A 26,970-nucleotide genomic window follows, 5' to 3' on the forward strand; every position below is an offset into this window, starting at 1 on the left:
TGCAGGTTATGGGATCAACAATCCATGCGTATGCTTGCACGCTCAGATTTTGCGATCGGCACAAAGTATTGTTGCCGATGCAGCCAACGCACCGTCGACCGTTGCACGGCACTCGAATTTCCATATCCCACGCTTTTCCGAGACGACACGGGATTCCAGTTGCAGACGGTCACCGGGAATTACCTGACGCTTGAAGCGCACATCATCCACTCCCGCAAACAGGTATATAGAGCCATCTTGCGGTTTCTTTTTGGCACTTTTAAAACCGAGAATTCCGGAAGCCTGAGCCATAGCCTCAATGATCAGGACGCCGGGGAAAATCGGTGCCTGCGGAAAATGACCGTTGAAGACTTCCTCATTCACTGTAATGTTTTTGTAGGCGATGATTGATTCGCCCTCCACCAGCTCTATGACTCTATCGACCAATAAAAATGGATAACGATGAGGTAAGTATTCGCGTATTTCATTCACATCCATCATGGTCGAAGACCCCTGCATACTCAGCTTTTAAGCTTATAAAAAATATGAAGAGACTTTTGTACGCAGGTTGCAAAAAAGGCAACACACCGCACAAAAGCCTCACGGTTATTCAATTCAATCTTTTTTTACATCTTTTTCAAGTCGACTCAGGCGAGTCGCTATAGCATCCAATTGACGAAAACGCACCGCATTCTTGCGCCACTCTTTCGTTGTCGACATTGGTGTACCTGAGGAATAGGAACCAGGTTCAGACAAGGAACTGGAGACCATCGTCATACCGGTAAAATGAATATTATCGCCAATATCTATATGACCAACGACACCAACACCGCCGGAGAAAGTGCAGTTATCACCAACAACCGTACTACCAGCGATTGCCGAGGTCGCCGCCATCGCACAGTTTTTGCCCAATCGCACGTTGTGAGCGATATGAACCAGATTATCGATAATCACGCCGTCGTCCAGGACGGTATTACCCAGCGCCCCGCGGTCTATTGTAGTACATGCACCTATCTCAACCCGGTTGCCGATGATAACACCACCCAATTGGTGGATCTTGACCCATTCCTTACCGTTGGGCGCAAAACCGAAACCGTCCGCGCCGATGACTGAGCTACTGTGGATAATACAGTCATCGCCAATGGCTATACCGTGATATATCGTCACATTAGCCATCAAGCGGGTGTTATTTCCAATCGATGTATCTTCACCGATTACTGTACCGGGACCAACGACTACGCCATCACCCAGACTTACGCCGGTACCGATAACCGTATGAGCACCAATACTGACGTTTTCACCCAGCGTTACCCCATCTCCGATTACCGCCGAAGGATGAATGCCGACAACTTCTGTACGACTGTGATCGAACAAGCGTGTCAACCGGGCATAGCCGATATAGGGGTTGGCAACCAGCAGTTTATTGCCAGCGAAATGAGTGGCCTGCTCAACATTCAGGATCACTGCACCTGCACTACAGGTCGCCAGGTATTTGGTATAGGCCGGGCTGGCTATAAAACTGATGTCGTGAGCTTGTGCAGATTGCAGACTGGCGAACGCGCTGACGTGATAATCAGGATCGCCAACCAGCTCAGCATCAATGTACTGAGCCAGTTCGGCAAGTGAATAGGATTTTTTCACCTGAAATGTCCCCAGCCAGAAGGGCGAATTACTTGGCTTTGTTTAACATATCGGTCAATTTCTGGGTAATATCGAATGCAGGTGCTGCATGTATGGCAGCTTGGCTATTCAATACCAGACCGATATTGTCGGCAGCGATTAATTGCTCAAGCACGGTACGGGTTTTGGGTGTCAGGTCTTGCATTACACGCTGCATAACAGCTTGACGTTCAGCCTGAAGCTTTTTGCCGGCAAGCTCGTAATCTGCACGGAGATACTCAACTTTTTTGCGATGCTCGGCTTGTTCTTCTGCAGACCAGGTCATACCGTCTTTCTCAGCGGCCGCTTGCAGGTTTTTCATATCTGCAACCAGACCATCAAGCTTTGCTTTCATGGCGGCATATTCAGGGTCTTTGTCCAATTTTGTCAGGTTCTGTTTAGCTAATTCGGTACCTAACATAGCCGCCTGAACGTCGAGAATGACGACCTTGCCTTGCGCAAAGCTAGCTGCGGACAGGATGGACAACAAGAATGCAGCACAGAGTTTCCGGGTAACGCTCACAATTTTTATCCTCTTGTTTATCAACTAAAACACTATTATCAGAAGGTTTGTCCGAGAGAGAATTGGAAGAATTCAGTCCGATCATATTCGTTTTCCTTCAGTGGCCTGGCAATACTGAAAGTCATAGGCCCAAAGCCGGAAATCCATGTCAAACCAAAACCAGCGGAGGCGTTGATCTTGGAAAGGTCGACATCATAACAGTTACGCTGACCAACGCCACAGTTTGTATCAAACACGTTGCCCGCATCGATAAAAAAGGTCGATTGCAGCATCCGCTGGTCCTTAATAAACGGCAGGGGGAACAGAATTTCAGCACCGCCTTCGATCAACACGTTACCGCCAAAAGCGCCACGGTTGCGGCCGAAGTTGTCGGGATCACTCACTGAGGTTATCAGGCGTCCTGGCGTACAATTAATATTTTCAGGATTGTAGACACTAGGGTCCTGACAAAGGATGTAGGTCTGTGCCGTTTCGTTACTATCAACAATGCCATCACCATCAAGGTCATCCCACACTGATGTGGTTGTTTGCTCCGTTTCGCGCGTACCACGAGGCCCTAACGTATTACGCTCAAAGCCGCGAACAGAACCGAAACCACCCGCAAAGAAGTGCTGGAAGAACGGCAGCTCATCCATATCCCCGTAACTATCGGCGTAACCCAGGCGAGTATGTAAGCGCAACGTGAGATTGCGCGTGAGCGGCTTGAACATCTGCGCATCGTAATCCAGCTTGTAATATTGCAGATCACCACCCGGCAACGAGACCTCGACAGAAAGCCGCTGGGACGCCCCACGCGTGGCCAGAATGCCGCGGTTGAGTGTCGATTTACCCCAGAACAAACTGGTTGTTACGTCCTGGAAGTGGTCACCGTAGACATCAAGGAAACCCGGGTCAGCAACAACATCGGAAGTCAGTGGCAGAATATCAACCGTGCCCGCAGGGAAATCTCCACCTGATTCGGCAATATCACTGAGAATATCCAGGTCTTCCTGTGTGATATAACCCCTGTTCGCGATGTTGCCCCGCGTAATCTCACGCGGCGCATACGTATTGGGTTTTACCGTCAAATCGCGAAATCCAATATCGAAACCAATGCGTTCAATATCAGAAATCGGATAACCAAAACTCATCTTGCCGCCATACATATCGGTGCTGTAACCCGATACGTTGACGATGTCATATTTGGTTTTTTGATAATACAAACTGAAGCCGCGACTCACACCGTCAACAGTGAAATAGGGATCGTTGTAATTGAAGTTATAGCCGGTTTGATAACGGTTATGGGAGAAACTGAAACCTACTTGTTTACCACTACCAAACCAGTTGTTTTGCTGGATACTGGCGGAAAATAACAGACCCGAATATTGCGCATAACCCACCTGTAGACCCATGCTGCCCGAGGGCTGCTCTTCCACCGTAAAATCCACATCAACTTGATCAGAGGTGCCCGGCACTTCCACAGTGTCGACCTTTACTTCCTTAAAGAAACCCAGTCGTTCCAGGCGAACTTTAGAGTGTTCTATTTGTGCGGTTGATGCAGAACCACCCTCCATCTGCCGCATTTCACGGCGTAATACTTCATCGATAGTCTTAGTGTTGCCACGGAAGTTAATGCGGTTTACATAAGCACGTTTGCCTGGCTCAATAAAGAATGTCACCTTCACCGTTTTATCTTCATCATTGCGCTCCGGCAACCCTTCGACTTTGGCAAAGGTATAACCTTCATTACCCAGACGCTGGGTAATGTATTCCGCTGAAGTTGTCATCAGGATTTGTGAGAATGTCTGTCCCTCACGAACCAGGATCATACGGCGCACAATCGCCTCATCGATTGCCGGATCACCTGCAAGGTCAACACCATTCACTTTATAAATATCACCTTCGCTTACATTGGCGGTGATGAAAATTTTTGATTTGTCGGGACTCAGGGATACCTGGGTCGAATCAATCTTGAAATTCAGGTAGCCGCGATCCAGATAATAGGACTCGACCCGCTCCAGATCGCCTTTCAGTTTTTCGCGTGAATATTTATCGTTGCCGCTAATCCAGGAAAACAAACCGGTCGATTTCAATTCAAACAGATCTACCAGCTCTTCATCGCTGAAGGCATCGCTGCCGACAATATTGATTTGTTTGATGCGAGCAACGGCACCTTCAGTAATATTAATCTTGACCTTCACCTGGTTACGCGGAAGATCTTCAACTTCCACATCAACGCTGGCGCCATAGCGACCTTGTGCAATATATTCACGCTGCAACGCCTGACTGATACCTTCGAGGGTTGCGCGTTGGAAAATTTGTCCTTCGGAAAGATTATTTTCCTTCAAGCTGTCCATCAAGCTTTCAGTCTTGATGACTTTGTTGCCTTCAATTTCAATGGCATTAATAGCCGGGCGCTCTTTAATAACCAATACCAGCACATCACCATCGCGCCCCATGGAGACATCGGCAAAATAACCAACCTTAAAGAGTTCGCGAGTGGCATTCTGAATTTCCGTTTGGGTAACGACATCGCCAACACGAATTGGCAGCGCACTGAATACCGTTCCGGCGGAAACCCGTTGTAAGCCTTCGACGCGAATATCACTCACCCGAAAACTTTGTGCCTGTGCGGCGAATGACATCATCAGTATTAACAAGCAGCAGAAAAATCGCATCGAAACTCGCTTCATATCATCTTATCTAGTTTGGTCAGTAGAAGTGGCAATCGGGCTGCAGGTATCACAGCCGCATAATGTCGTTATATAGAGCCAGTACACTCAATCCGATTACCAGAAACAAGCCCACCTGATAGCCAGCCAATTGTACTTTTTCTGATACCGGGCTGCCTTTTATTGCCTCAATCAGGTAATACAGCAGATGCCCACCATCCAACACCGGAATGGGCAAGAGATTAAAAACTCCCAGAAAGATACTGAGTAACGCCAGGAAGGCTACGAAGCTTTCCAAACCACTCTCCGCCGAAGAGCCCGCCACCTTAGCAATGCTGATCGGCCCGCTCAAGTTTTTCGTGGAAATTTCTCCGAGCAGTAACTTTTTTACTGACAGCAGAACAAATCCTGCGGTATCCCAGGTTCGTTCGACACCAACAAGAAAAGCACCACCAATGGAATAATGGTTTTGGCGAATCATGTCGTCTGGCCAGGGCTTGAGCTGCAAGGCCACGCCGACACGCCCTATGGTTGCGCCGTTCTCCGCGACTGACTCCGGAGTAACCTGCACACGGGATTGCGCCCCGTCACGTTCAATGAGCATGTCAATCGGCTGGCCAGGACGCTGCTTGACGTACTCGATCCAGTCGCTACCTGACACCATCGTTACACCATCTGCCGCCAGCACACGGTCGCCGGCTTTCATGCCAGCCACGTCGGCGGGGCTTCCCGGGGTAATTGCTGCAGCCAGGGTATCCACCTCTGGCGTAAAGAAATTTAACCCCAAGCCACGCAACGGATCTGGTTCTTCAACACCTTTCAGCCAATCATCCAATACCACTTCAGATTGGTAGCGCAAGGACGAGTCAGGATAGCTCAGTGAAACATGCATCTCCCCGCTTTCGCCGAGGCGCCGCAGTAACTGCTGGTAGACCGCCTGGCGGGTTGGGGTCGGCTCGCCATCAATCGACAGGATTTCCTGACCCGCCTCCAAGCCGGCATGCGCTGCCAGCGAATCCGGTTCCACTGAACCGATGACCGGCGCAAAGTCCCGCACACCCGGCAATACCAATGCCCAGAACAGTAAAATTGCGAGAATAAAGTTAGCCACCGGACCGGCCACGACAATTGCCATGCGCTGCCAGACACTTTTACGATTGAAACTGCGATGCAATTCTTCGGGAGGAACTTCACCTTCGCGCTCATCGAGCATCTTGACGTAGCCGCCGAGTGGAACGGCGGAAATAGCATATTCGGTGCCTTGTTTGTCGTGCCAACGCCAAAGCACATTGCCAAATCCGATCGAAAACCGCAGCACCTTGACGCCACAGCGCCGGGCTACATAGAAGTGACCGAATTCGTGAATAGTAACCAGGACGATAATCGCCACCAGAAACCATAAAATCATTTGCACTACTGCCACAGACAACCTCGTTAGAGTGAGCCGATAACCGACATTGCCATGGCTCTGGCCTCGGAATCGGCGTTTTGGACAACGTCCAGTGACGCTGGTTCAGTGATTGGAAGACGCGTTAATACACTTTCTATGACGTGTGAAATTTGGTCAAAACGCAGGCGGCGCTGCAAAAAGGCCGCTACAGCCACTTCATTGGCAGCATTCAGAACCGCCGGCGCCGTGGCGCCAGTTGTAGCGGCTTCCTGCGCCAGACGCAAGCAAGGGAAACGCTCGTAATCAGGCGCCGAGAAATCCAGCCGCGCCGTCGTAAATAAATCAAGGCTGGCTACGCCGGACTCAATACGCTCAGGCCAAGCCAGCGCATGGGCGATCGGTGTGCGCATATCAGGATTACCCAATTGCGCCAACACCGACCCATCGATGTATTCCACCAATGAATGAATCACACTTTGGGGATGAATCACGACCTCAATCTGGGCCGGGGAAGCATTAAATAACCAACAGGCTTCGATCAGCTCTAGCCCTTTATTCAACATAGTGGCCGAATCAACGGAAATCTTTTGCCCCATGCTCCAATTCGGATGCGCGCAGGCTTGTTCAGGGGTGACCCCGCGCAATTGGGCAAGTGGCGTCGTGCGAAAAGGACCGCCTGAAGCTGTAAGCAGCACCTTGCGCACACCACTGCTCGATAAACCTTGATGCAAATAGTCGGGACGATGGTTTGGAAGACATTGGAAGATAGCGTTATGTTCACTATCAATGGGCAGGAGAGTGGCGCCATGTTCAGCAACAGCACGAGTAAATAACCCCCCTGCCATCACCAAGGCTTCTTTGTTGGCAAGCAACACTTTTTTGCCGGCCTTAACAGCCGCAAGCGTCGGTAACAAACCCGCTGCACCGACAATTGCAGCCATGACTGTATCCACATCACCATGAGCCGCCACCTCCGCAAAGGCATCAGCGCCCTGCAGCACTTCAGTGAGGCAACCTTGCTGTGCCAACATATCTTTAAGCGCCAGCGCGGCGGCGGGATCGCGCAGCACGGCATAGCGCGGCTGATACTGCAAACATTGGTTGGCAAGTAACTGCCATTGCCGATCCGCCGTTAATGCAAAAATACCGTAGCGTTCCGGGTGACGGGAAAGCACATCCAATGTACTGATACCAATGGAACCCGTGGCTCCCAGGACGGTGACCTGTTGCATGACTTACCCCGGCCAACCTGTGCTGAGGAGCGCCAGGGCAAAAACCGGCGCGGCAGCGGTCAGGCTGTCAACCCGATCAAGAACGCCGCCGTGACCAGGCAGCAATGCACTACTGTCTTTAATGCCCCGCTGGCGTTTAAGCATACTTTCGAATAAGTCGCCCAACACCGAGACAAGACTTGTCGGCAGGATGATTGCCAGCAACATAGGATAGCTCCCGCCCACAAAACCCCAGACGATTAAAGACAACAGGAGATTGAAACTTACCCCACCCAGAAAACCCTCCAAGGTTTTGCCGGGGCTGACAGCAGGCGCCAGTTTGCGCCTTCCCCAGCGACGACCGGCAAAATAACCACCAATGTCCGCACAGGCAACGACTGCAACAATCAACAGAACTAACAAAGCGCCATGTTCCTGTGCACGGACATAGGTAAAGGCAGCCCAGGTGGGCACCAATACAAATAACCCCATCAGACCGCGCAACAACGGATGGCGCCAAAGGATGGCGCTTGAGGGAAAACCCTGCACAAACAACAGCGCCACGGCCCACCAGACGCAACCGATTATCAGGATTTCACGGAATTTACCTGAATCAACCGTAATATCTGGCGACCAGACCGACATTTCCAGGTAATAACCGGCCAGAAAAGTTGCCGTCGCGACCAATACAACGTAGCCGAATCTTTGCCAGGAGCGGCCAAATCCAGCCAGGTTGGCCCATTCCCAGGCGCTGACCAACATCACCAGAGCCACAAACACAGAAAACAAAGGGACGGGAAGATAGAAAAGTGCGGCCAGAAAGATGGCCGACAGAATCAGCGCTGTGATAACCCGTTGCTTAAGCATCCTGGCCCCCTGACACGCGGACCTTGGTTATCTGCTCGCTGGTTAAACCGAAGCGACGTTGACGCTCTTTAAACGCTGCGGCGGCTGCGTGAAGTTCTGCACCATCAAAATCTGGCCAGAGTTTGTCGCTGAAGTAGAGTTCAGCATAGGCTGACTGCCACAGAAGAAAGTTACTGATGCGAATCTCACCGCCGGTGCGTATGAGCAAATCCAGCTCGGGCAGATCAGCCATGGAGGTGTAGCGATGCAATAACTCTTCGGTTATGTCATCTGCCACAAGACGGCCAGCTACAACTTCCTCTGCCGCACGCTTGGCCGCTTGGGCAATATCCCAGCGACCACCGTAATCCGCCGCAATCACCAAGGTCGTCTTGCCGTCGCGAGTCGCCTCTTCAGCGGCTTCTATCGCTTTTTGAATAGCGGGACTAAAACGGTTGCGATTACCGATCACCCGCAGGCGCACGCCTTTCTTATGGAGTTCACGGACTTCTTTTTTGAGATAAAGCAAAAACAACGACATCAGAGCGTCCACCTCAATGGGGGGACGCTTCCAGTTCTCGCTGCTGAAGGCAAACAAGGTCAGCACTTCAATGCCCAATTCCTGACAGGCACTCATTACATCGCGGATACGCTCAACACCGACTTTATGGCCGGAGACACCGGCCATACCCCGCTGTTTCGCCCAGCGATTATTGCCGTCCATAATGATGGCCACATGGCGCAGGGTATTTGTGGTCACTCATGACTCCTGAGGAAAAGCATTTTTCAAGCGGGGCATTAAATCGCCATCAGATCCGCTTCTTTGGCCGCCAGTGCTTTATCAACTTCGGCAATATATTTATCAGTTATTTTCTGGATATCGTCCTGCGCACGATGATCGTCGTCCTCACTGATCGCCTTGTCCTTCAACAGTGCCTTAACGCTAGATAAAACATCGCGGCGTACATTGCGCACAGCAACACGGCCGTTTTCTGCTTCCGCGCGCGCCTGCTTGATGAAGTTTTTACGTGTTTCTTCGGTCAGCATGGGCAGGGGAATGCGGATCAGCCCGTTATTCGTGGACGGGTTCAGGCCCAGATTGGATTTCATGATCGCCTTTTCAATATCAGGCACTAAATTGCGTTCCCAGGGGTTGATTGACAAGGTGCGCGCATCTTCAACGTTAATGTTGGCCACCTGGCTCAGCGGGGTGTCGGTACCGTAATAAGAAACCATTATTCCGTCGAGCAAACTGGGATGCGCCCGGCCCGTGCGGATTCTGGAGAAATTGGTAACCAGCGCATCGACCGCTTTTTTCATGCGATCTTCAGCATCTTTTTTTATGTCATTAATCATCAGTTTTGTCCTTCTTCAATCAAAGTGCCTTCGTTACTGCCGACCACAATGTTCAACAGGGCACCGCTTTTGTTCATACGGAAAACACGTACCGGCATGTCATGTTCACGACAAAGGCAGATGGCAGTCAGATCCATCACGCCCAATTTTTTATCCAATACTTCATCATAAGTCAGTCGGTCATACTTGGTCGCTGTGGCGTCTTTCATCGGGTCAGCGGTGTACACCCCGTCCACTTTGGTCGCTTTAAGCACGATATCGGCTTCGACTTCAATACCACGCAGACAGGCGGCAGAGTCAGTGGTAAAGAAAGGATTACCGGTACCGGCGGCAAAGATTACCACTTCGCCGGAACTCAGAAAACGAATCGCACGACGGCGATCATAGTGTTCGACAATACCGCTCATGGGGATGGCCGACATGACCCGGGAGGAAATGTTGGAGCGCTCAAGCGCATCGCGCATGGCCAGTGCATTCATGACGGTGGCCAACATACCCATATGGTCGCCCGTCACCCGGTCGAGACCGGCCGCATTCAATGCAGCGCCGCGAAACAGGTTACCGCCGCCCACAACCAGACCGACCTGAACCCCGATTCCCACCAACTGCCCGATTTCCAGTGCCATCTTGTCCAGCACTTTGGGATCAATACCGAACCCCTCCGATCCCATCAACTCCTCACCACTCAGTTTCAGCAAAATCCGCTTGTACTTCTTCTCTCTGGGGTTTGGCATAGACTTGGACTCCGTAAGATGGGTAGGCGAAAAAATCACGGCAGTTTAACAGCAAAAAGAGGCTGAGTGGGACACCCAGCCTCTTTTAATGGGAGGTCTAGCAACAGCGGGGATTAGCCCTTGGAGGCCTGCACCTGGGCAGCAACTTCTGCGGCAAAGTCGACAACAACTTTCTCGATACCTTCGCCTACTTCCAGACGCACAAAACTGGTTACGGAAGCACCGGCATCTTTAGCCAGCTTACCGACAGTCACCTCAGGGTTCTTCACGAAGGGCTGGTCGATAAGGCTAGCTTCTTTCAGGAATTTGTTGATACGACCAACCATCATCTTCTCAACGATTTCGGCAGGCTTGCCAGCCATATCCGGTTGCGCGCGAATGATGTCTTTCTCTTTTTCTACCAGGTCGGCTGGCATCTGCTCAGAATTGACCACGGCCGGGTTAACCGCTGCGACGTGCATAGCAATGTCTCTGGCCAACTCTTCATTGCCACCTTCCAGCTGCACCAATACGGCAATACGGCTGTTGAGGTGAACGTAACCACCAACCACACCGCCTTCAACCAACTTAATACGACGCACGCCGATGTTTTCACCGATTTTTTGTACCAGCGCTTCACGAGCGTTTTCCAAATCACCAGACATCAAAGCCGCTACGTCGGTTTGCTTGGTGGTGAACGCCTTGTCCACTACGCTGTTAACAAAAGCCAGGAAGCCGGCATCGCGAGCAACGAAGTCAGTTTCGGAGTTCACTTCAACAGCGACACCATAGCTGTTGTCGTCGGCCACTTTGACAGCAACTACGCCGTCAGCAGCGGTGCGGTCAGCTTTCTTGGCCGCTTTCAGGCCGGAAATCTTGCGCAGATTCTCAATCGCCAGTTCGATATCGCCGTTGGCTTCGCCCAGCGCTTTTTTACATTCCATCATGCCCAAACCGGTGCGGTCACGCAGTTCTTTTACCATTGTTGCGGAAATAGCTGTCATGGTTTTGTCCTCAGTCAGTATTCAAATTCTGGTTTGAAAAAAGGGGGCAAAGCCCCCTTTCGTTGCATCTAGCAAAGCGTGCAGGGCTTATTCAGCAGCGCCTTCTTCAGCAGCAACGTACTCGTCTTTGTTCGGCACAGCAGACGCTGATTTGGAGCCTTCAAGACAAGCATCGGCCACCGCCGTTACGTACAGTTTTACTGCGCGGATGGCGTCGTCGTTACCTGGGATAACATAATCAATGCCTTCCGGGTTGCTGTTGGTATCCACGATACCGATAACCGGAATACCCAGCTTATTAGCTTCCTGAATGGCAATACGCTCGTGGTCAACATCGATCACAAACATAGCGTCCGGCAGGCCGCTCATTTCTTTAATACCGCCGATGGAACGCTCAAGCTTTTCCATATCGCGGGTACGCATCAGCGCTTCTTTCTTGGTCAGCTTGGTAAAGGTACCATCCTGACTTTGCGTTTCCAGGTCGCGTAGACGACGGATAGAAGCACGGATGGTTTTGTAGTTAGTGAGCATGCCGCCCAACCAACGATGGCTGACAAATGGCTGGCCAGCACGTTCAGCTTGTTCTTTAATGGTTTTTTGTGCGGCGCGCTTGGTGCCGACAAAAAGGATTTTCTTCTTCTGGGAAGCCATTTGCTGGATCAGGGCCAGAGCTTCATTGAAGGCTGGAACGGTGTGCTCCAGATTGATGATGTGAATCTTGTTACGCGCACCGAAGATATAACGACCCATCTTCGGGTTCCAGTAACGGGTTTGGTGACCAAAGTGGACACCGGCGGACAGCATATCGCGCATGCTTACTGTAGGCATAAGTTTTTCCTGTCGGGTTAAGCCTCCATATACCCCATCAACCAACCCGTTAGCTCGCGCTGTGGGCACCCAGGTTCAATGTGTCGGTATATGTGTGACGTTAAGTTAGTACAGCGCCAGAAGCGCCGGACACAGAGACATTCTGTGTCAGTTCAGCCCCCTCGGGACCCACGCATATCGTTAAAAACTGATTCGACGGGCCGAAAGAGGCGCGCTTTATACCACACTTTGTATTACAGATAAACAACTCTCTACCGAGCCATACTGCCTTGCCCCGCCAGTCTCAACCAAAGAGTCTTCAAGCTAAGCACCTATCTTCAAACAAAGAACCTATAAAGATAACTGCGCCCGACTTGCATACTAGTGCGCCTTTGCCGTCTAATAGATTGAACAACCTCTTTAACCTATGACTCGGTATTGTTATGAAAGAAACCTGGCGCTGGTTTGGCCCTAAAGACCCCGTCTCCCTGCAACATATCGCCCAAGCCGGCGCAACCGGCATAGTGACATCTCTCCATCATATTCCGACCGGAGCAGTCTGGCCGATGGAGGATATCCTGGAGCGCAAGGCGCTCATTGAAGCCCATGGATTAGAGTGGGCGGTCATTGAGAGCATTCCTTTGCACAACGATATAAAGACCCGTACCGGCAACTACCGTGAATATATTGCCAATTACCAGCAATCGGTTCGCAACGTCGCGGCGGCCGGGGTTTACGACATTTGCTACAACTTCATGCCAGTCGTGGACTGGACCCGCACCAACCTGAGCTACACCCTGCCCAATAAAAGCCAGGCATTGCGTTTTGAGATGAGCGATTTTGCGGCTTACGATGTGTATATCCTCCAGCGCCCCGGCGCCGAAGTTGATTATCAACCAGAGGTGCTGGCCAAAGCCAAGGTGCGCCTGGATGCCATGAGCGAGGAAGAAAAAGGGCTGTTGGAGAAAAACATCATCGCCGGACTGCCCGGTGGCGAGGGCTCCTATGACCGGAACGGTATTCGCGCGGCTATTGACCAATTTATCCGGATGGGCGATGCAGGCATGCGCGCCAACCTGTTCGCCTTTTTAAACGAGATCATCCCCGTTGCCGAAGACGCGGGCGTGCGGATGTGTATTCACCCGGATGACCCACCCTTTTCACTGTTCGGCCTGCCGCGCGTCGTGTCTACTGCCGACGATGCCCGCGCCCTGCTCAATGCTGTTCCCAGTCCGTCCAATGGCCTTACCTTGTGTGCCGGATCTTACGGTGCGCGCTGCGACAATGACCTGGTCGCCATGGCGCGGGAGTTTGGTGAGCGCATCTATTTTGTGCATCTGCGCAATATAAAGAGGGAAGATGACGGTTCCTTCTACGAATCGGACCATCTGGATGGCGACAACGATATGGTCGGCCTGATTGAAGCCCTGCTGGATGAAGAAGCGCGCCGCGACAAGCAAGGCACAAAATTGCCAAAGATCAGTATGCGCCCGGACCACGGCCACCTGATGGGCGATGAGATCGGTAAAACCGGCATCAACCCCGGTTACTCGTTCGCCGGCAGGATGAAAGGACTTGCGGAGTTGCGCGGCGTCATCCATGCCGTTTCGGTCATGCGCGCACGCGCCACCAGTTAACAAACATGCTCCCCGGCGGTTTCAAAAAGGAACAGTGAAACCGCCGACTATCGCCCTCCTCCTGCCAATGCCTGACCATCCCAAGTTATCCCTGTAGAACTACGCCCTTATCGTTTAGAATGTTGGCCTTTCAATCGCCAATGAGAGTTAGTGTTCACTCATGTCTGTGACTATCAAAACCCCTGAAGAAATCGAAAAGATGCGTGTTGCGGGACGTATGGCCGCCGAGGTACTGGAGATGATCGGCCCCTTCGTGCAACCCGGCGTCACCACGGCCGAACTGGATAACATCTGCCACAACCACATCGTGGAGGTGCAGAAAGCCATCCCCGCCTGCCTTGGCTATCGCGGCTTCCCCAAATCTATCTGCACCTCGGTGAATCAGGTGGTCTGCCACGGCATTCCGTCGGATAAGAAAGTGCTCAAGAACGGCGACATCATCAATATCGATGTCACGGTGATTTACGACGGTTACCACGGCGACACCAGCGCCATGTATTTCGTGGGTACACCAGCCTCCCATGCGGAGCGTCTGGTTAAGGTGACCCAGGAATGTATGTACAAAGCAATCGAGATCGTAAAACCCGGTTGCACACTGGGTGATATCGGCCATGTGATTCAGCAGCACGCGGAAGGCAATTATTACTCGGTTGTGCGCGAATATTGCGGTCATGGTATTGGCAAGGTTTTCCATGAAGAACCACAGATTCTGCATTACGGTCGCCCGGGCACCGGGATGGCGTTGCGCGAGGGCATGTGTTTCACCATCGAGCCGATGATCAATGCCGGCAAACCACATACCAAGTTAAAAAGTGACGGTTGGACCGTGGAAACCAAAGACGGGCGCCTCTCCGCCCAATGGGAACATACCATGGTGGTAACCAAAGACGGTGTTGAAGTACTGACGGCACGCACAGGAGAAGTTTTTTAAATCATGCTGAACCCTTCGGTGCCCTATTTCGAAAGACCGCTGTTCTTTTTTGATCAAAGTCGCTTTCGTCGCGCCCTGAGTGAAAAACCGATTATCACGGTTTTCAAGGATGCGCTGGCAGCAGCCAATGGGCAATTCAACGCGCGTTTCTGTGAAGGCGAAGACATACGCACACTGGTGTATGAACGCGCGCTGTTTATCGATTGCATCCTGCATTACGCCTGGTATCAGTTCGAATGGCCCGAAGGAATCAGCCTGGAAGCCGTTGGTGGTTACGGTCGCGGCGAACTTCATCCGTTTTCCGATATCGACCTGCTGATCCTGCACACCGCTGCTGTACTGCCCGCCTACAAAGATAATATCGAACGCTTTCTTACGCTGCTTTGGGATATCGGTCTGGAGATTGGCCACAGCGTCCGCACTGTCAAGCAATGCGTAGAGATCGCCCGCAGTGATATTACCGTTGCGACCAATATCATGGAGTCGCGCACGCTGGTTGGCGACGAAAGGCTGCGCCAGGAATTGCAACAACTCACATCGCCTGATCAACTTTGGCCTGCTGATGAATTTTTCCGCGCAAAGTGGGATGAACAGATCCAACGGCATCAAAAATATAACGATACCGAATACAACCTTGAACCCAACATCAAAAATGCTCCCGGTGGTTTGCGCGATATCCAGGTCATTTGCTGGGTAGCCAAACGCTACTATCAGGTCCGCACGTTGCGCCAACTGCACGGCCAGAATTTTTTCACTGAAGAAGAGTTTTCCATGCTCTATAGCGGCGAGGAATTTCTCTGGCGAGTGCGCTACGGTTTGCACATGGTAGCCAAACGGGCTGAAGAACGTTTGCTGTTTGATCACCAACGCGAGCTGGCCAAGCTATTTGGCTACGCTGACAACAGCGAGAACCTCGCGGTCGAACAGTTCATGCACAAGTACTACCGCACAGTACTCGCATTGCGCGAATTGAATGACGTGCTACTGCAATATTTGCAGGAAGTGATCTTGAATAAAGATGTTGCGCATCATGTCATTCCGCTTAACGAGCGTTTTCAGATTCGCGATAACTATATCGAGGCAATTCATAACACGGTTTTTGAGGATCGGCCTTCAGCGTTGCTGGAGATCTTTGTACTGATGGCGCAACGCCCTGAAATCGAAGGCGTTCATGCATCCACGATTCGATTGTTACGCGAAAATCGCTATCTTATCGACGAACAATATCGTCGCGACCCTAAAAATACCCAGCTTTTTATGAAGCTGTTGCAACAATCCGCCGGCTTGGTAGAACAACTGAAACGCATGACGCGTTACGGCATCCTGGGTTTGTATTTACCGGAATTTGGCCGCGTAACCGGCCAGATGCAACACGACTTATTTCATATCTACACAGTAGATGCGCACACGCTCAAAGTCGTGCAGAACATGTGTAACTTCCTGCTGCCATCGGCGAAAGAAGATTTCCCTGTCGCCGCCCATGTGGTTAATCGTTTACCCAAACTGGAACTACTCTACGTCTCGGGGCTGTATCACGACATTGCCAAGGGCCGTGGCGGCGATCACTCTACACTGGGTGCGGTAGATGCTGAAGAGTTCTGTCAGCGACACGGTATTTCACCACGCGAAACCCGCTTGGTCTGTTGGTTGGTGGAACAGCATTTATTGATGTCGGCCGTTGCGCAAAAGCAGGATATTTCCGACCCGGAGATCATCCACAATTTCGCCCTGCGCGTCGGCGATCAGTTACACCTGGATTATCTCTATTGCTTAACCGTGGCCGACATTAACGGCACCAATAAAGAATTATGGAACACCTGGCGGGCAAGTTTACTGCGGCAGTTGTATCTGGATACCCGCCGTGCGTTGCGTCGCGGGCTGGAAAACAATATTGATAAACAGGATCTAATTGAAGAAACCCAGCAGGCCGCCATCCGCAAACTGGAACGCAAAGGCATCAATGCAGAACGCGCCTGGCAAATCTGGGGCGACATGGGCGAAGAATATTTCCTGCGCGAAAGCTTCCAGGATATCGCCTGGCACACCGCCGCCGTAGCAGACCAGCAAGATGATGCACCGCTGATCCTGATCAAGAAAACCACCAATAAGGAATTGGCGGGAGCAACACAGATTTTCGTGCGCAGCAAAGAGCGCAAAAATGTCTTTGTGGCCGTCGCATCGGCGCTCGATCAACAAAATCTTTCCATTCAGGACGCGCGCATCTACAACTCCAAGTCGGGTTACACCATCGATACTTTTTTTGTGCTCAACCAGAACGGTGAACCATTAGGTAGCAATCCGACCGTATTGAAAAATATTCACAAGGCGCTACAGGATGAATTGCGCCTGGCGGACAATTATTCCGAAGTGATTACCCGCCGCACGCCGCGCCGCTTGAAATATTTTTCCATGCCTACGCGCACCTCGTTGAGCAACGACATGATCAGCGGCTATACCATGTTGGAAGTCATCAGCCCGGATCGACCCGGCTTGCTCGCCTGTATCGGCCGCATTTTCTTGCAATTTGATGTGCAGTTGCAAAATGCCAAGATCGCCACCCTTGGCGAGCGCGTGGAAGATATTTTCTTTATCTCGGACAACCAGGGGCTTCCGCTCAGCGACCCCGATATGTGCGAACGTTTGCAGCGGGAAATTTGCGAACAATTGGACCGGCGCGTTACCAGCCAATAATGAATGAAGCGCGTAGGTCGGATTAGCCGCAAGGCGTAATCTGACATTATCATTGAACAGTAAACCCGTCGGATTACGCCTGCGGCTAATCCGACCTACAAACGTATGTGAAGTTTTGACAATGAACCCGGATTTGCAACAACTCCATCCCTACCCTTTTGAAAAATTGGCTGCGCTGAAAGCAGCGGTATCTGCACCGGCACATTTGACTCACATTGCCTTGTCTATCGGCGAGCCCAAACACGAACCACCAAGGTTTGTCTTACAGACCCTCGTCGATAACCTTGCCGCATTATCCCAATATCCCACCACCAAAGGGTTGCCGGAATTGCGTCAGGCAATCGCTACCTGGGCGACGCAGCGTTTCCACTTAAAACCAGGCAGCTTTGATGCAGAGAGGCATGTCTTGCCGGTTAACGGCACGCGCGAAGCCTTGTTCGCGTTTGCACAAGCATTGGTTGATCGCGGGCAGTCTGCGCCGCTGGTGGTGAGCCCGAATCCCTTTTACCAAATTTATGAGGGAGCTGCGATTCTTTCCGGGGCTGAGCCTTTTTTTCTCAATTGCACACCGCAGAATCATTTTATTCCGGACTTTGATGCAGTAGATCCGGATGTATGGCGCCGCTGTCAGGTGTTATTTATCTGTTCACCCGGCAACCCCACCGGCGCGGTGATGAGCAGCGCGCAGTTAAAAAAACTGATTGCTCTGGCGGATCAGTATGATTTTGTCATCGCGTCCGATGAGTGCTATTCCGAATTATATTTTGATGAGCAACAGCCTCCCGCGGGTTTGCTGCAAGCCTGTGCCGAGTTAGGCCGCCACGACTTTGCACGCTGCGTGGTATTCCACAGCTTGTCCAAGCGCTCTAACCTGCCCGGCTTACGCTCAGGGTTTGTCGGGGGCGATGCGGATATCCTGAAAAAATTTCTGCTGTATCGCACTTATCACGGCTGTGCCATGCCAGTTCCTACCCAATTGGCCAGTGTGGCGGCCTGGAAAGATGAAGAACATGTGCGTGCTAACCGCACCGCGTATCGTCAAAAATTTGAAGCGGTGCTGGATATTCTTGAGGGGGCGCTCGATGTCAGCATGCCCGATGCCAGTTTTTATCTCTGGCCTAAAACACCTATTCGCGGTGAAGATTTCGCGCAACAGTTGTTTGCACAGCAAAACGTGACCGTGCTACCGGGCAGCTATCTGGCACGCATGTGTGATGGCTTAAATCCCGGTGAAGATTACGTTCGGATGGCCCTTGTTGCGCCTTTGACGGAATGTATCGAAGCGGCTCAGCGTATCAAGGCATTTGTTAACAGCTTATGACCAGCGAAAAAAATTTAACCAAACAAGAGCGGGTAGCTTTTATCCTGCAACGCTTACAGACGCTTTACCCGGCGCCGCCGATTCCCTTGCAGCATAAAGATCCTTACACCCTGTTGGTTGCGGTGCTGCTCTCGGCACAATGCACAGACGAACGGGTCAATCAGGTTACCCCGGCACTGTGGCAACTTGCTGACAATCCCTTTGACATGGCCAAGGTGCCGGTAGAAAAAATTCAGGCAGTAATCCGGCCCTGCGGTTTATCGCCGCAAAAATCCAAAGCGATTTCATTACTGTCGCAGATTCTGATAAATGAACACGCCGGACAGGTACCGGAAGATTGGGATGCGTTGGAACGCTTGCCCGGTGTGGGCCACAAAACGGCCAGCGTCGTGATGAGCCAGGCATTCGGGCACCCGGCTTTTCCGGTGGATACACATATTCATCGCCTAGCCCAGCGCTGGGGCTTGACCAACGGCAAAAGCGTAGTGCAAACGGAAAAAGATTTAAAGCGTTTGTTTCCCAAAGAAACCTGGAACGCATTGCATCTGCAGATCATTTATTACGGTCGCGAGCACTGTAGCGCGCGAACCTGCGACGGCACTGTGTGCGATATTTGTCGCACCTGCTATCCCAATCGTAAGAAACCGAAGATTGTATTAAAAGCCTGATTTTTGAAAAGAGCATTGGTTATGACGATTACCCTTTACGGCATCAAGAATTGTGACACGGTCAAGAAGGCGCGAGACTGGTTGGCAACACAGCACATCGATTATCGCTTTCACGACTTTCGCGTTGATGGCCTGACCGAAAGTCAGGTTAAGCGGTGGATAAATGATATTGGTCTGGATACATTGGTGAACAAACGCAGCACCACCTGGAAGGAGCTGGATGAGGCGACAAAATCCAGTTTTGATGCACAAACCGCCGTGGCGGTGATTGTTAAAAATCCTACCTTGATCAAGCGGCCATTGCTGGATACCGGCAAGCAACAACAGGTAGGTTTTAAGGCGGCGGATTATGCGCGCGTATTTGGTTAATTGGAGAATATGTCGGATTACGCCGCGTTGCGGCTAATTCGACACAAAAGAATTTTTACTCGCAAGCAATAGGAAAGACTATGACAACTCTTTACTGCCTCGGACTCGGTGTCGGCACCCACAATACCAAAGGTGAATGGCTTGAAATTTTTTACGCGCAGCCTCTGCTGAACCCCTCGGCCAATACCGTTGATGCCATTACCAAAACCCTGAACTACACCGGTGGCAACCACGCGATCAACATCACACCGGCGCAAGCTGCCGAATTGGCCGATGCACTGGCGGACGCTGGCGACGACATCCAGTCCGCTGTTGCGCGCACGCTTAGCAAAAGTCAAAGACCCTTGATTGTGACACTGTTGGAAAGTGATGCCGGTCCAGTTTCCGTGCCGGAAGCCTATCTGAAATTGCATTTGTTATCGCACCGCCTGGTTAAACCTCACGGCACGAATTTGAATGGCGTCTTCGGCGTATTGCCCAACGTGGCCTGGACCAACCAGGGCGCTGTTGATCTTGCAGAATTACCGGAGCGCCAATTACAGGCTCGCATCAATGGCGAATTATTGGAAGTGGCCTGCGTCGATAAATTTCCCAAGATGACCAACTATGTCGTACCGAAAGGTGTGCGTATTGCCCACACCGCGCGCGTGCGTTTGGGTGCGTATCTCGGTGAAGGCACCACCATCATGCACGAAGGTTTTGTGAACTTTAATGCGGGCACCGAAGGCCCGGCAATGATTGAAGGACGCATCTCTGCCGGTGTGTTTGTCGGTGCCGGTTCTGATTTGGGTGGCGGCAGCTCAACCATGGGCACACTGTCCGGCGGCGGGAACATTGTCATTTCTGTGGGCAAGGAATCCCTGATCGGTGCTAATGCCGGTATCGGCATTCCGTTAGGTGATCGCTGCAAAGTGGAATCCGGTTTGTATATCACTGCCGGCACCAAGGTGATTGTGTTGGATGATACTGGCGCTGAGGTAAAGACGGTAAAAGCACGTGAATTGGCCAATGAATCTGATCTGGTTTTCCGGCGCAATTCCATTACCGGGCGTGTGGAAGTGGTTACCAATAAAAGTGCATTGCAGTTAAATTCGGCGTTGCATAGTAATTAAATTCAATGTCGGATTACGCCGCGTTGCGGCTAATCCGACCTACTATCGGGAGAAAAATATGGGCGCTCAGTGGAAAGCAAAACACCGCGAAGCAGCGGCGAATGCCAAGGGTAAATTGTTTACCAAACTGACCAAGGAAATCATGATTGCGGCTCGCAATGGTGCGGACCCCGATATGAATCCCCGTTTGCGTTTGGCGGTAGAGCAAGCCAAAAAAGCGTCAATGACACGCGAGACATTAGAACGCGCCATCAAAAAGGGCTCAGGCCAATTAGATGGCGCTGTGAATTACGAAAAAGTTACCTACGAAGGTTTTGCTCCGCATCAGGTGCCGGTAATTGTTGAATGTTTGACGGATAACGTGAATCGCACTATTTCGAGCATGCGCGTGCTGTTTCGCAAAGGGCAATTGGGTTCCTCGGGTTCGGTATCCTGGGATTTTGACCACGTCGGATTAATCGAAGCATCACCGGCAAACGCGGATGCTGATCCGGAATTGGCCGCCATCGAAGCCGGAGCACAGGATTTTGAAACTGACGATGACGGCACGACCTTGTTTATTACTGACACCACGGATCTCGATCTGGTGTGCCGCGCGTTACCTGCGCAAGGTTTTACTGTCGAGTCAGCCAAGCTGGGTTATCGCCCGAAGAATCCTGTCAGCTTGAGCGGTGAGGCCCTAGAGGAAGTAGAACATTTTCTTGCGGCCATTGATGACGATGATGATGTGCAGGAAGTGTATGTTGGTTTGACGGATTAAAAGGGATTGTCGGGTTACGCGGCGTTGCCGCTAACCTGACCTACGGACATTCATTATTTGAGGGCGGCTAAACGGTGCAAAAGATATCTACGCATTCAGTTTTAATTGGTTATATCACCTGGATTATGGGATTCATGGGTGCGCACCGGTTTTATTTCGGCAAACCGCTCACCGGTACCTTGTGGTTTTTTACTTTCGGCCTGCTGGGTATTGGTTGGTTAATTGATATTTTCCTGGTTCCCTCCATGGCCAGAGAAGCCGACACACGTTTTCGTCCCGGTCCGATTGATTACTCCGTCGCCTGGATCTTGTTGGCTTTTCTTGGGCTGTTTGGTGTCCACCGGATGTATCTGGGTAAGTGGATTACCGGTTTGATTTATCTCTTCACACTGGGTTTATTTGGTTTGGGTTGGCTTTATGATTTATGGACCTTGAACGGCCAGATAGACGAGCGCAATCGCGAATAATAAGTAGGTCGGATTAGGCGCTCGCGCCTAATCCGACCTACGAAACAACGTTAAATTAGCCGTTGGTTTTCTCCTTGTCTGCGTCTGCTTTTTGCTCTTCAGCTTTCACCGCTAACTGCGGCTGACGTATCTGGGTAATACGGTCATAGTCGAATTGGCTGAGCGTAAACACCTGGCTTTGATCATTGCGCTTCACGAAGTAGTCGCCCTCAGATTTCAGAAACTCGTATTGCAGTTCGCCGGTATCCGTGCTTACTGAGATAACCACCGGTTCGCCCTTCGGCTGTTGTTCGGCAACATCGACAATGCGCAAATTACTTAACGCATTCGCCAGCTCCTGCGCTTTTTGCGCATCGACTTTCACGTTTTCTGTATCTATTGCTTCGGTTGCGCTGCCAGCCAAATTCCATTGATCCTCGGTTTTTTGTAACTCGTAATCCGGCCCTTTAATATTTTTTAAATCCTTGGCACCGAGCAATGTTTTATCCAGCCATTCAGTGTCCGCAACTGGCATATCAAAAGTGTTCAGGTTTACAGCGTAGATTTCATTGTCATCCGGCCGACGCACATGCACCTTGCGGAAACCGGGCGAGGTTCCCAGGAGTACCTCACCCATCTTTTTATCCCCGGCGAAGACTTCAACACGACGCTGAAATTTTTCCTCATCGACTTCGAAGCGTTCATGACTCGACGCCGTAGTGGCGACGGGCCAGCGGACCTTAGCATCCTTGAGTTTGTTTAACAGCTCCGGGACTTTTTGATCAACCGCCGGCAAGTTATGTAATGCCGGCAATTGCCATTGATCACCGGATTTCTGCAAAATCACGCTGCTATCTGCATCCGCGATAACCAATTTATCAATCGCGGCAGGTTCAAAACTTAACAAAGGCTCATTGGTTGCATCAGGAGTGGCTTGCTCCTTGTACCAGAACAAACTACCGGCCAGAACCACCTGCACCGCTAATAGTCCCGCCAACCAGCTATGATATTTTTTCATGGTGTGCTCCCTAGTGTGCGAGTAATTGTTGATAGCCTTTTTGACGCGACCGGTTTATCTGATAGCGAACACCCACCACTATCAATAAAGCCAACAACGCCAGGCCATAATTCAGATACTCCCAGAACAACTGTGTACCATGTTCCAGCGTTGGCAAAGTGCGATTGAAATTGCCACGCGAGCGAATGCTGAGTAGGCCCGCATCTTCCAGAGACCAATCAACGGTGTTGGCAAATAATTGCAGGCTATTCAGGTATTCGCCGCCTCCGGCAGCACCCGCCATTTGCAACAACTGGTCCGTCAGGAAATCGTTGGAGCTGAACAGGATGATACGAGCAGATTCTGGTGAACGCTCAATAACCCCCGATACAGTGGTTGCCGCGTCGGTTTCATTTGCTTCGGTATTATCTTCGTCAGCCTGTGCAAGCAGAGGCGAGGATTTACCGGCAAAATACGAATCAAATCGACCAGTGGTGATCACGCCTAACAGATGGGATTTCTGTTCGCCCTCCGGTGCAAAACGACTCATAGTGCCACCATCAATTCGCGGCATCACTTGAGTTAAACTGGACAGCCAAGCCTCGTCAGAGGAGCGCAGCAACTCAATCACTTCACGCGCGCTTTGCTTCTCCTGATCAACAACAATCGGCGAAGCCCAGGCCATGGTTGTCTGTGGCAAGTTAGCGGTAATCGGATTATCCTGATTCAAACCCGCTCCACGGACATCAACAAAGTAGGGATAATCCAGCATACGAATTTCCTGCACACTGAAGCCACCGACATTGCGTGTGACCGGGACCGGGAAGGGCACATTTTGCGAGTCCATAACCAATTGGTTTTCTATTTGCAGACCGTGATGATTGAGCCATTCCTGCAATCCGCTGGTTTGCGGTTGCACGCTCAAGCTGCGATTGGAGACGCTGGCAGAATATGGCGACGTGGCTGCGATAACCGTACCACCCTGCATCAGAAATTGGTCCACAGCGAAGAGCTGCTTTTCATCCAGATTTTTCGGCGCCGCCAGCACCAGAATATCGGCTTGCCCCGATACACTGCCATCACTCAAGTCTTCCGGCATCACGTTCAGTTCTGCACCGAGAAAGTTTTCCAGCTGATTAAACTGCGCAGTGTTCATACCACCAAATTGATGATGCGCAGCGGGAGCGGGTGTAACCAATGCCACTGTTTTGGTGAAGCCACTGGCAAAGCGTTTTATGGCCGATGACAGATTGCGTTCGAAGCTGGCTTCACTCATATCATCCAGAGGAATCTGTACCACCTGCTCACCCTGTCCCAGGGTCAGATAAAAGTAAAAGCGTTCATTGCTGAACAGATTGGTCGCCATAGGCTGAAAGCCATAGTCCTGCAATATCTGGTGACCCACTGCACCGCCGTTCGCCTCCGGCTCAAGGAAATTAACCTGCAAACGGCCGTTAGATTCTTGCCGCAGTTTCTGTGCCTGGTCTGTGACAATTTTTCGGAAATCCTGCAAGGGTTGCGGCAAACGATTGTCGGCAGAAATGTAAGCGTTAAATGTCAGCTCACCTTTTACGGTATCAAACAAATTGCCGCCGGCCTGATAGTTGTGCAGGACTTTTTTGATTGCGCGAGTCAGGTCATGCTCCGGGTTACGCAACTGCACATTGATATCGCCCTCACCGCGAGCTTTGATCTCAATCAGTTCGCGGAAGCCTAATACCTGATACTCATCGCCATATTGCACCAGCACATTAAAATAGGAATTTACCACGGCGGCCTGATAGCGATCTGCTACCTGAAAAGGTACCGGCTGTATCGCATATTTTTGATTAGCCTCCTCTTCCAGTTCCGGCTGGGTAACTGGATCAATAAATTCCACACGTACGCGGCCATCACTGACCACCGCGTACTCCTGTATCAGGTCGCGCAACTGCGGCACCAGCGGCGATAACAAGGGATGGGTTTTACTGCTGAAGTACCCGCGCAACAACAAAGGCTCTTGCAATTGTTGCAGGTATTCTTCTGTCGCCGGTGAGATGGAGTATTGGTTACCGGCAGTGGCATCAATACGCAGACTATGGACCTGACCCAACCAAAAGTTCGCGCCGATGGCATTGGCAATCAACAGCACAGTCATTACCCGCCAGCCCGAATGATGTTCGCGACTACCGGTTAGAGCCCAGCGTTCACGCTCCAGCGAAAATGTATTTAGCGTAAGGAAAACGGCTATCAAACTGAGGTAATAATAGAGATCGCGCAAATCAATAACACCACGCGTGATCGCTTCAAAACGCGAACCCGTGCCGAGCAGGCGCAGCCATTCACCGGCCTGGTTGCCAAAGAAATCCGTCAGGGTTTTACTGCCGAGTAAATAGAACATGCCGCACACGGCAACGGCGATGATAAGGCTGACAATCTGATTTTCACTGCGCGAGGATACAAACAAGCCGATGCTGAGGTAGGCAGCACCCAGCAAAAATGTCGCGAGATAACCAGCCCATACCGGCCCCCAATCGAGATCACCGATGATGGCGACAGTAATAGGCAGCGGCAAGGTAATCAGTAGCGCAATTGCCAACAAGGCAAGGCAACCGATAAATTTACCCACGACAAAATGCCACAGAGGTACCGGTTGGGTCAGCACATGTTCCAATGTGCCGGTACGGCGCTCCTCGCTCCACATCCGCATGGTGAGCGTACTGGCGAGAAAGATCAGTAACAGTGGCATCCACTCGAACAACGGACGAACATCAGCGATATTGCGCGAGAAAAATGCTTCGCCCCAAAAGAAGATAAACAGTGTTACCGCCGCAAACACGGCTAAAAATAAATATGCCACCGGCGATGAAAAAAATAACGTAATTTCTTTAGCCGCAATACGGCGAATAGTGCGCTTAGGCTGCATGACGAACATCCTCCTTATCAGCTGCACCGGTGTGTTGATTGACTTCGCGGAACAGGGATTCAAGATCGCGAACTTCGGCGTTTAACTGGTACAGATCAGCACCCGCTGCTATCACGGCTTTTGCCAATGCCGCACTGACTACATCCAGATCAACATCCTCACTCAGCGTCACCCGGTGGATGGCCCGCGCGTTGTTCCCCGCTTGTGGTTCAAGCGTTTGTACGCCAGGAATATGAGTAAGCGTGCTGACGGCGTCTTCACTCAGGGGACTGGTGGCTAGTTGCAGATAACGGCTTTGTCGCAAGCTATCCAGACGCGCATCAATCACCAGACGGCCACCACGTACCATAAGCACTCGATCACACAGGGCATCAACTTCCTGCATGATGTGGGTGGATAAAATAACCGTAGCTTCTTTGGCGATATCGCGAATCAGTTCACGCATCTGGAGGGTTTGGGTGGGGTCAAGACCGTTGGTAGGTTCGTCGAGGATCAATAAACCGGGCTTACCCAGAATGGCCTGAGCCACACCAACCCGTTGCTTATACCCACGCGATAAAGTCGCAATGGGAGCCAGCAATTTCTCGCCGATGGCTGTCGCTTGTAAGACCCGTTTGATCTCCGCTTGTTTCTGAGTGCCTTGCAGCCCCTTCAGAGAGGCCGCGTAGACCAGGTAATCAGCCACCGTCATCTCCGGATACACCGGTAAACTTTCCGGCAGGTAACCAATTTTTTGCTGTAGTTTTTTTAAGTGCTGAGCCAGGTCAACGCCGTCCATTTTGATCTGCCCGCCGCTGGGTTCGAGGTACCCGCTGAGCATCTTCATGATGGTAGTTTTACCCGCGCCGTTGTGGCCGAGCAGACCGACAATTTCACCTTTTCCGATAGAAAAAGTCACACCATCCACCGCGACGAAGTCACCATAGGTGCGCTTGAGAGAATTAACATCAAGCATAACGTCCTCCATTAATAGACGTAGCTAATAGAGAAAAAA

General features: G+C 51.3%; 24 protein-coding genes. 9 read left to right on the forward strand and 15 right to left on the reverse strand.

The features are described from left to right. Positions 1–42: 42 nt before the first annotated feature. From fabZ to rpsB, 12 genes are all read right to left on the reverse strand, one after another. Positions 43–480, reverse strand: a complete 438-nt coding sequence (gene fabZ / locus CBR65_RS07795; protein WP_087466334.1) for a 3-hydroxyacyl-ACP dehydratase FabZ — start codon at positions 478–480, stop codon at positions 43–45. Between the two features lie 114 nt (positions 481–594). Then, complete coding sequence (gene lpxD, locus CBR65_RS07800) at positions 595–1,620, reverse strand: UDP-3-O-(3-hydroxymyristoyl)glucosamine N-acyltransferase (protein ID WP_087466335.1); 1,026 nt, start codon at positions 1,618–1,620, stop codon at positions 595–597. A 28-nt stretch (positions 1,621–1,648) separates the two neighbouring features. Then, positions 1,649–2,161: an OmpH family outer membrane protein gene (locus tag CBR65_RS07805; RefSeq protein ID WP_232461392.1), complete on the reverse strand. Its 513-nt coding sequence runs from the start codon at positions 2,159–2,161 to the stop codon at positions 1,649–1,651. A 38-nt stretch (positions 2,162–2,199) separates the two neighbouring features. After that, positions 2,200–4,818, reverse strand: a complete 2,619-nt coding sequence (gene bamA, locus CBR65_RS07810; protein WP_087466336.1) for an outer membrane protein assembly factor BamA — start codon at positions 4,816–4,818, stop codon at positions 2,200–2,202. Positions 4,819–4,882: 64 nt separating this feature from the next. Then, positions 4,883–6,235 carry an RIP metalloprotease RseP gene (rseP, locus tag CBR65_RS07815; RefSeq protein ID WP_198300904.1) on the reverse strand — a complete coding sequence of 451 codons (1,353 nt, stop codon included), beginning with the start codon at positions 6,233–6,235 and terminating at the stop codon, positions 4,883–4,885. An 11-nt stretch (positions 6,236–6,246) separates the two neighbouring features. After that, entirely contained in the window at positions 6,247–7,434 is a 1,188-nt protein-coding gene (gene ispC / locus CBR65_RS07820) for a 1-deoxy-D-xylulose-5-phosphate reductoisomerase (RefSeq protein ID WP_087466338.1), read from the reverse strand. A gap of 3 nt (positions 7,435–7,437) precedes the next feature. Beyond that, positions 7,438–8,280, reverse strand: a complete 843-nt coding sequence (locus tag CBR65_RS07825) for a phosphatidate cytidylyltransferase (RefSeq protein ID WP_087466339.1) — start codon at positions 8,278–8,280, stop codon at positions 7,438–7,440. Beyond that, entirely contained in the window at positions 8,273–9,019 is a 747-nt protein-coding gene (gene uppS, locus CBR65_RS07830) for a polyprenyl diphosphate synthase (protein WP_087466340.1), read from the reverse strand. Before uppS ends, CBR65_RS07825 begins: the two co-directional genes overlap by 8 nt. Before the next feature lie 38 nt (positions 9,020–9,057). Next, positions 9,058–9,615 carry a ribosome recycling factor gene (gene frr, locus CBR65_RS07835; protein ID WP_087466341.1) on the reverse strand — a complete coding sequence of 186 codons (558 nt, stop codon included), beginning with the start codon at positions 9,613–9,615 and terminating at the stop codon, positions 9,058–9,060. Then, positions 9,615–10,349 carry a UMP kinase gene (gene pyrH, locus CBR65_RS07840; protein WP_087466342.1) on the reverse strand — a complete coding sequence of 245 codons (735 nt, stop codon included), beginning with the start codon at positions 10,347–10,349 and terminating at the stop codon, positions 9,615–9,617. Before pyrH ends, frr begins: the two co-directional genes overlap by 1 nt. 113 nt (positions 10,350–10,462) lie before the next feature. After that, positions 10,463–11,332, reverse strand: a complete 870-nt coding sequence (gene tsf / locus CBR65_RS07845) for a translation elongation factor Ts (RefSeq protein WP_087466343.1) — start codon at positions 11,330–11,332, stop codon at positions 10,463–10,465. An 87-nt stretch (positions 11,333–11,419) separates the two neighbouring features. Continuing rightward, positions 11,420–12,160, reverse strand: a complete 741-nt coding sequence (gene rpsB / locus CBR65_RS07850; RefSeq protein ID WP_087466344.1) for a 30S ribosomal protein S2 — start codon at positions 12,158–12,160, stop codon at positions 11,420–11,422. A gap of 422 nt (positions 12,161–12,582) precedes the next feature. Between rpsB and uxuA the strand changes: the two genes are divergently transcribed. From uxuA to CBR65_RS07895, 9 genes are all read left to right on the forward strand, one after another. Beyond that, on the forward strand, positions 12,583–13,776 hold the full coding sequence (gene uxuA / locus CBR65_RS07855) for a mannonate dehydratase (protein ID WP_087466345.1): 1,194 nt from the start codon (positions 12,583–12,585) through the stop codon (positions 13,774–13,776). A 160-nt stretch (positions 13,777–13,936) separates the two neighbouring features. After that, positions 13,937–14,707 (forward strand): type I methionyl aminopeptidase, encoded by a 771-nt coding sequence (gene map, locus CBR65_RS07860; protein WP_087466346.1) that lies wholly within the window; start codon positions 13,937–13,939, stop codon positions 14,705–14,707. A 3-nt stretch (positions 14,708–14,710) separates the two neighbouring features. Next, complete coding sequence (locus CBR65_RS07865; protein ID WP_087466347.1) at positions 14,711–17,398, forward strand: [protein-PII] uridylyltransferase; 2,688 nt, start codon at positions 14,711–14,713, stop codon at positions 17,396–17,398. A gap of 121 nt (positions 17,399–17,519) precedes the next feature. Then, complete coding sequence (gene dapC, locus CBR65_RS07870; RefSeq protein ID WP_087466348.1) at positions 17,520–18,719, forward strand: succinyldiaminopimelate transaminase; 1,200 nt, start codon at positions 17,520–17,522, stop codon at positions 18,717–18,719. Continuing rightward, positions 18,716–19,387 carry an endonuclease III gene (gene nth, locus CBR65_RS07875; RefSeq protein ID WP_087466349.1) on the forward strand — a complete coding sequence of 224 codons (672 nt, stop codon included), beginning with the start codon at positions 18,716–18,718 and terminating at the stop codon, positions 19,385–19,387. The genes dapC and nth overlap by 4 nt, the downstream gene beginning before the upstream one ends. A 21-nt stretch (positions 19,388–19,408) precedes the next feature. Then, complete coding sequence (locus CBR65_RS07880) at positions 19,409–19,756, forward strand: ArsC family reductase (RefSeq protein WP_087466350.1); 348 nt, start codon at positions 19,409–19,411, stop codon at positions 19,754–19,756. Positions 19,757–19,836: 80 nt separating this feature from the next. Further along, positions 19,837–20,868, forward strand: a complete 1,032-nt coding sequence (gene dapD, locus CBR65_RS07885; RefSeq protein WP_087466351.1) for a 2,3,4,5-tetrahydropyridine-2,6-dicarboxylate N-succinyltransferase — start codon at positions 19,837–19,839, stop codon at positions 20,866–20,868. A gap of 58 nt (positions 20,869–20,926) precedes the next feature. Then, positions 20,927–21,628: a YebC/PmpR family DNA-binding transcriptional regulator gene (locus CBR65_RS07890; protein ID WP_087466352.1), complete on the forward strand. Its 702-nt coding sequence runs from the start codon at positions 20,927–20,929 to the stop codon at positions 21,626–21,628. Between the two features lie 74 nt (positions 21,629–21,702). Further along, positions 21,703–22,095, forward strand: coding sequence for a TM2 domain-containing protein (locus CBR65_RS07895; RefSeq protein WP_198300905.1), 393 nt, complete (start codon positions 21,703–21,705; stop codon positions 22,093–22,095). Between the two features lie 55 nt (positions 22,096–22,150). Here CBR65_RS07895 and CBR65_RS07900 read toward each other — a convergent pair whose 3' ends face one another. From CBR65_RS07900 to CBR65_RS07910, 3 genes are read right to left on the reverse strand one after another with little or no spacing between them, the layout of a single operon-like run. Beyond that, positions 22,151–23,092 (reverse strand): DUF4340 domain-containing protein, encoded by a 942-nt coding sequence (locus CBR65_RS07900; RefSeq protein ID WP_087466353.1) that lies wholly within the window; start codon positions 23,090–23,092, stop codon positions 22,151–22,153. 10 nt (positions 23,093–23,102) lie between these two features. Then, positions 23,103–25,976 (reverse strand): Gldg family protein, encoded by a 2,874-nt coding sequence (locus tag CBR65_RS07905; protein WP_087466354.1) that lies wholly within the window; start codon positions 25,974–25,976, stop codon positions 23,103–23,105. After that, entirely contained in the window at positions 25,966–26,931 is a 966-nt protein-coding gene (locus CBR65_RS07910) for an ABC transporter ATP-binding protein (protein ID WP_087466355.1), read from the reverse strand. The genes CBR65_RS07905 and CBR65_RS07910 overlap by 11 nt, the downstream gene beginning before the upstream one ends. Between the last annotated feature and the right edge of the window lie 39 nt (positions 26,932–26,970).

The organism is Cellvibrio sp. PSBB006 (assembly GCF_002162135.1).
Lineage (GTDB): Bacteria > Pseudomonadota > Gammaproteobacteria > Pseudomonadales > Cellvibrionaceae > Cellvibrio.

Excerpts from the sequence above, each read along its gene's own strand:
- rpsB (WP_087466344.1), bottom strand. The coding sequence starts at position 12,160 with ATGCCTACAGTAAGCATGCGCGATATGCTGTCCGCCGGTGTCCACTTT.
- CBR65_RS07890 (WP_087466352.1), top strand. The coding sequence starts at position 20,927 with ATGGGCGCTCAGTGGAAAGCAAAACACCGCGAAGCAGCGGCGAATGCC.
- uxuA (WP_087466345.1), top strand. The coding sequence starts at position 12,583 with ATGAAAGAAACCTGGCGCTGGTTTGGCCCTAAAGACCCCGTCTCCCTG.
- dapD (WP_087466351.1), top strand. The coding sequence starts at position 19,837 with ATGACAACTCTTTACTGCCTCGGACTCGGTGTCGGCACCCACAATACC.
- CBR65_RS07900 (WP_087466353.1), bottom strand. The coding sequence starts at position 23,092 with ATGAAAAAATATCATAGCTGGTTGGCGGGACTATTAGCGGTGCAGGTG.
- ispC (WP_087466338.1), bottom strand. The coding sequence starts at position 7,434 with ATGCAACAGGTCACCGTCCTGGGAGCCACGGGTTCCATTGGTATCAGT.
- frr (WP_087466341.1), bottom strand. The coding sequence starts at position 9,615 with ATGATTAATGACATAAAAAAAGATGCTGAAGATCGCATGAAAAAAGCG.
- CBR65_RS07910 (WP_087466355.1), bottom strand. The coding sequence starts at position 26,931 with ATGCTTGATGTTAATTCTCTCAAGCGCACCTATGGTGACTTCGTCGCG.
- bamA (WP_087466336.1), bottom strand. The coding sequence starts at position 4,818 with ATGCGATTTTTCTGCTGCTTGTTAATACTGATGATGTCATTCGCCGCA.
- fabZ (WP_087466334.1), bottom strand. The coding sequence starts at position 480 with ATGATGGATGTGAATGAAATACGCGAATACTTACCTCATCGTTATCCA.
- map (WP_087466346.1), top strand. The coding sequence starts at position 13,937 with ATGTCTGTGACTATCAAAACCCCTGAAGAAATCGAAAAGATGCGTGTT.
- pyrH (WP_087466342.1), bottom strand. The coding sequence starts at position 10,349 with ATGCCAAACCCCAGAGAGAAGAAGTACAAGCGGATTTTGCTGAAACTG.
- CBR65_RS07825 (WP_087466339.1), bottom strand. The coding sequence starts at position 8,280 with ATGCTTAAGCAACGGGTTATCACAGCGCTGATTCTGTCGGCCATCTTT.
- dapC (WP_087466348.1), top strand. The coding sequence starts at position 17,520 with ATGAACCCGGATTTGCAACAACTCCATCCCTACCCTTTTGAAAAATTG.
- CBR65_RS07880 (WP_087466350.1), top strand. The coding sequence starts at position 19,409 with ATGACGATTACCCTTTACGGCATCAAGAATTGTGACACGGTCAAGAAG.
- tsf (WP_087466343.1), bottom strand. The coding sequence starts at position 11,332 with ATGACAGCTATTTCCGCAACAATGGTAAAAGAACTGCGTGACCGCACC.
- CBR65_RS07865 (WP_087466347.1), top strand. The coding sequence starts at position 14,711 with ATGCTGAACCCTTCGGTGCCCTATTTCGAAAGACCGCTGTTCTTTTTT.
- CBR65_RS07905 (WP_087466354.1), bottom strand. The coding sequence starts at position 25,976 with ATGCAGCCTAAGCGCACTATTCGCCGTATTGCGGCTAAAGAAATTACG.
- nth (WP_087466349.1), top strand. The coding sequence starts at position 18,716 with ATGACCAGCGAAAAAAATTTAACCAAACAAGAGCGGGTAGCTTTTATC.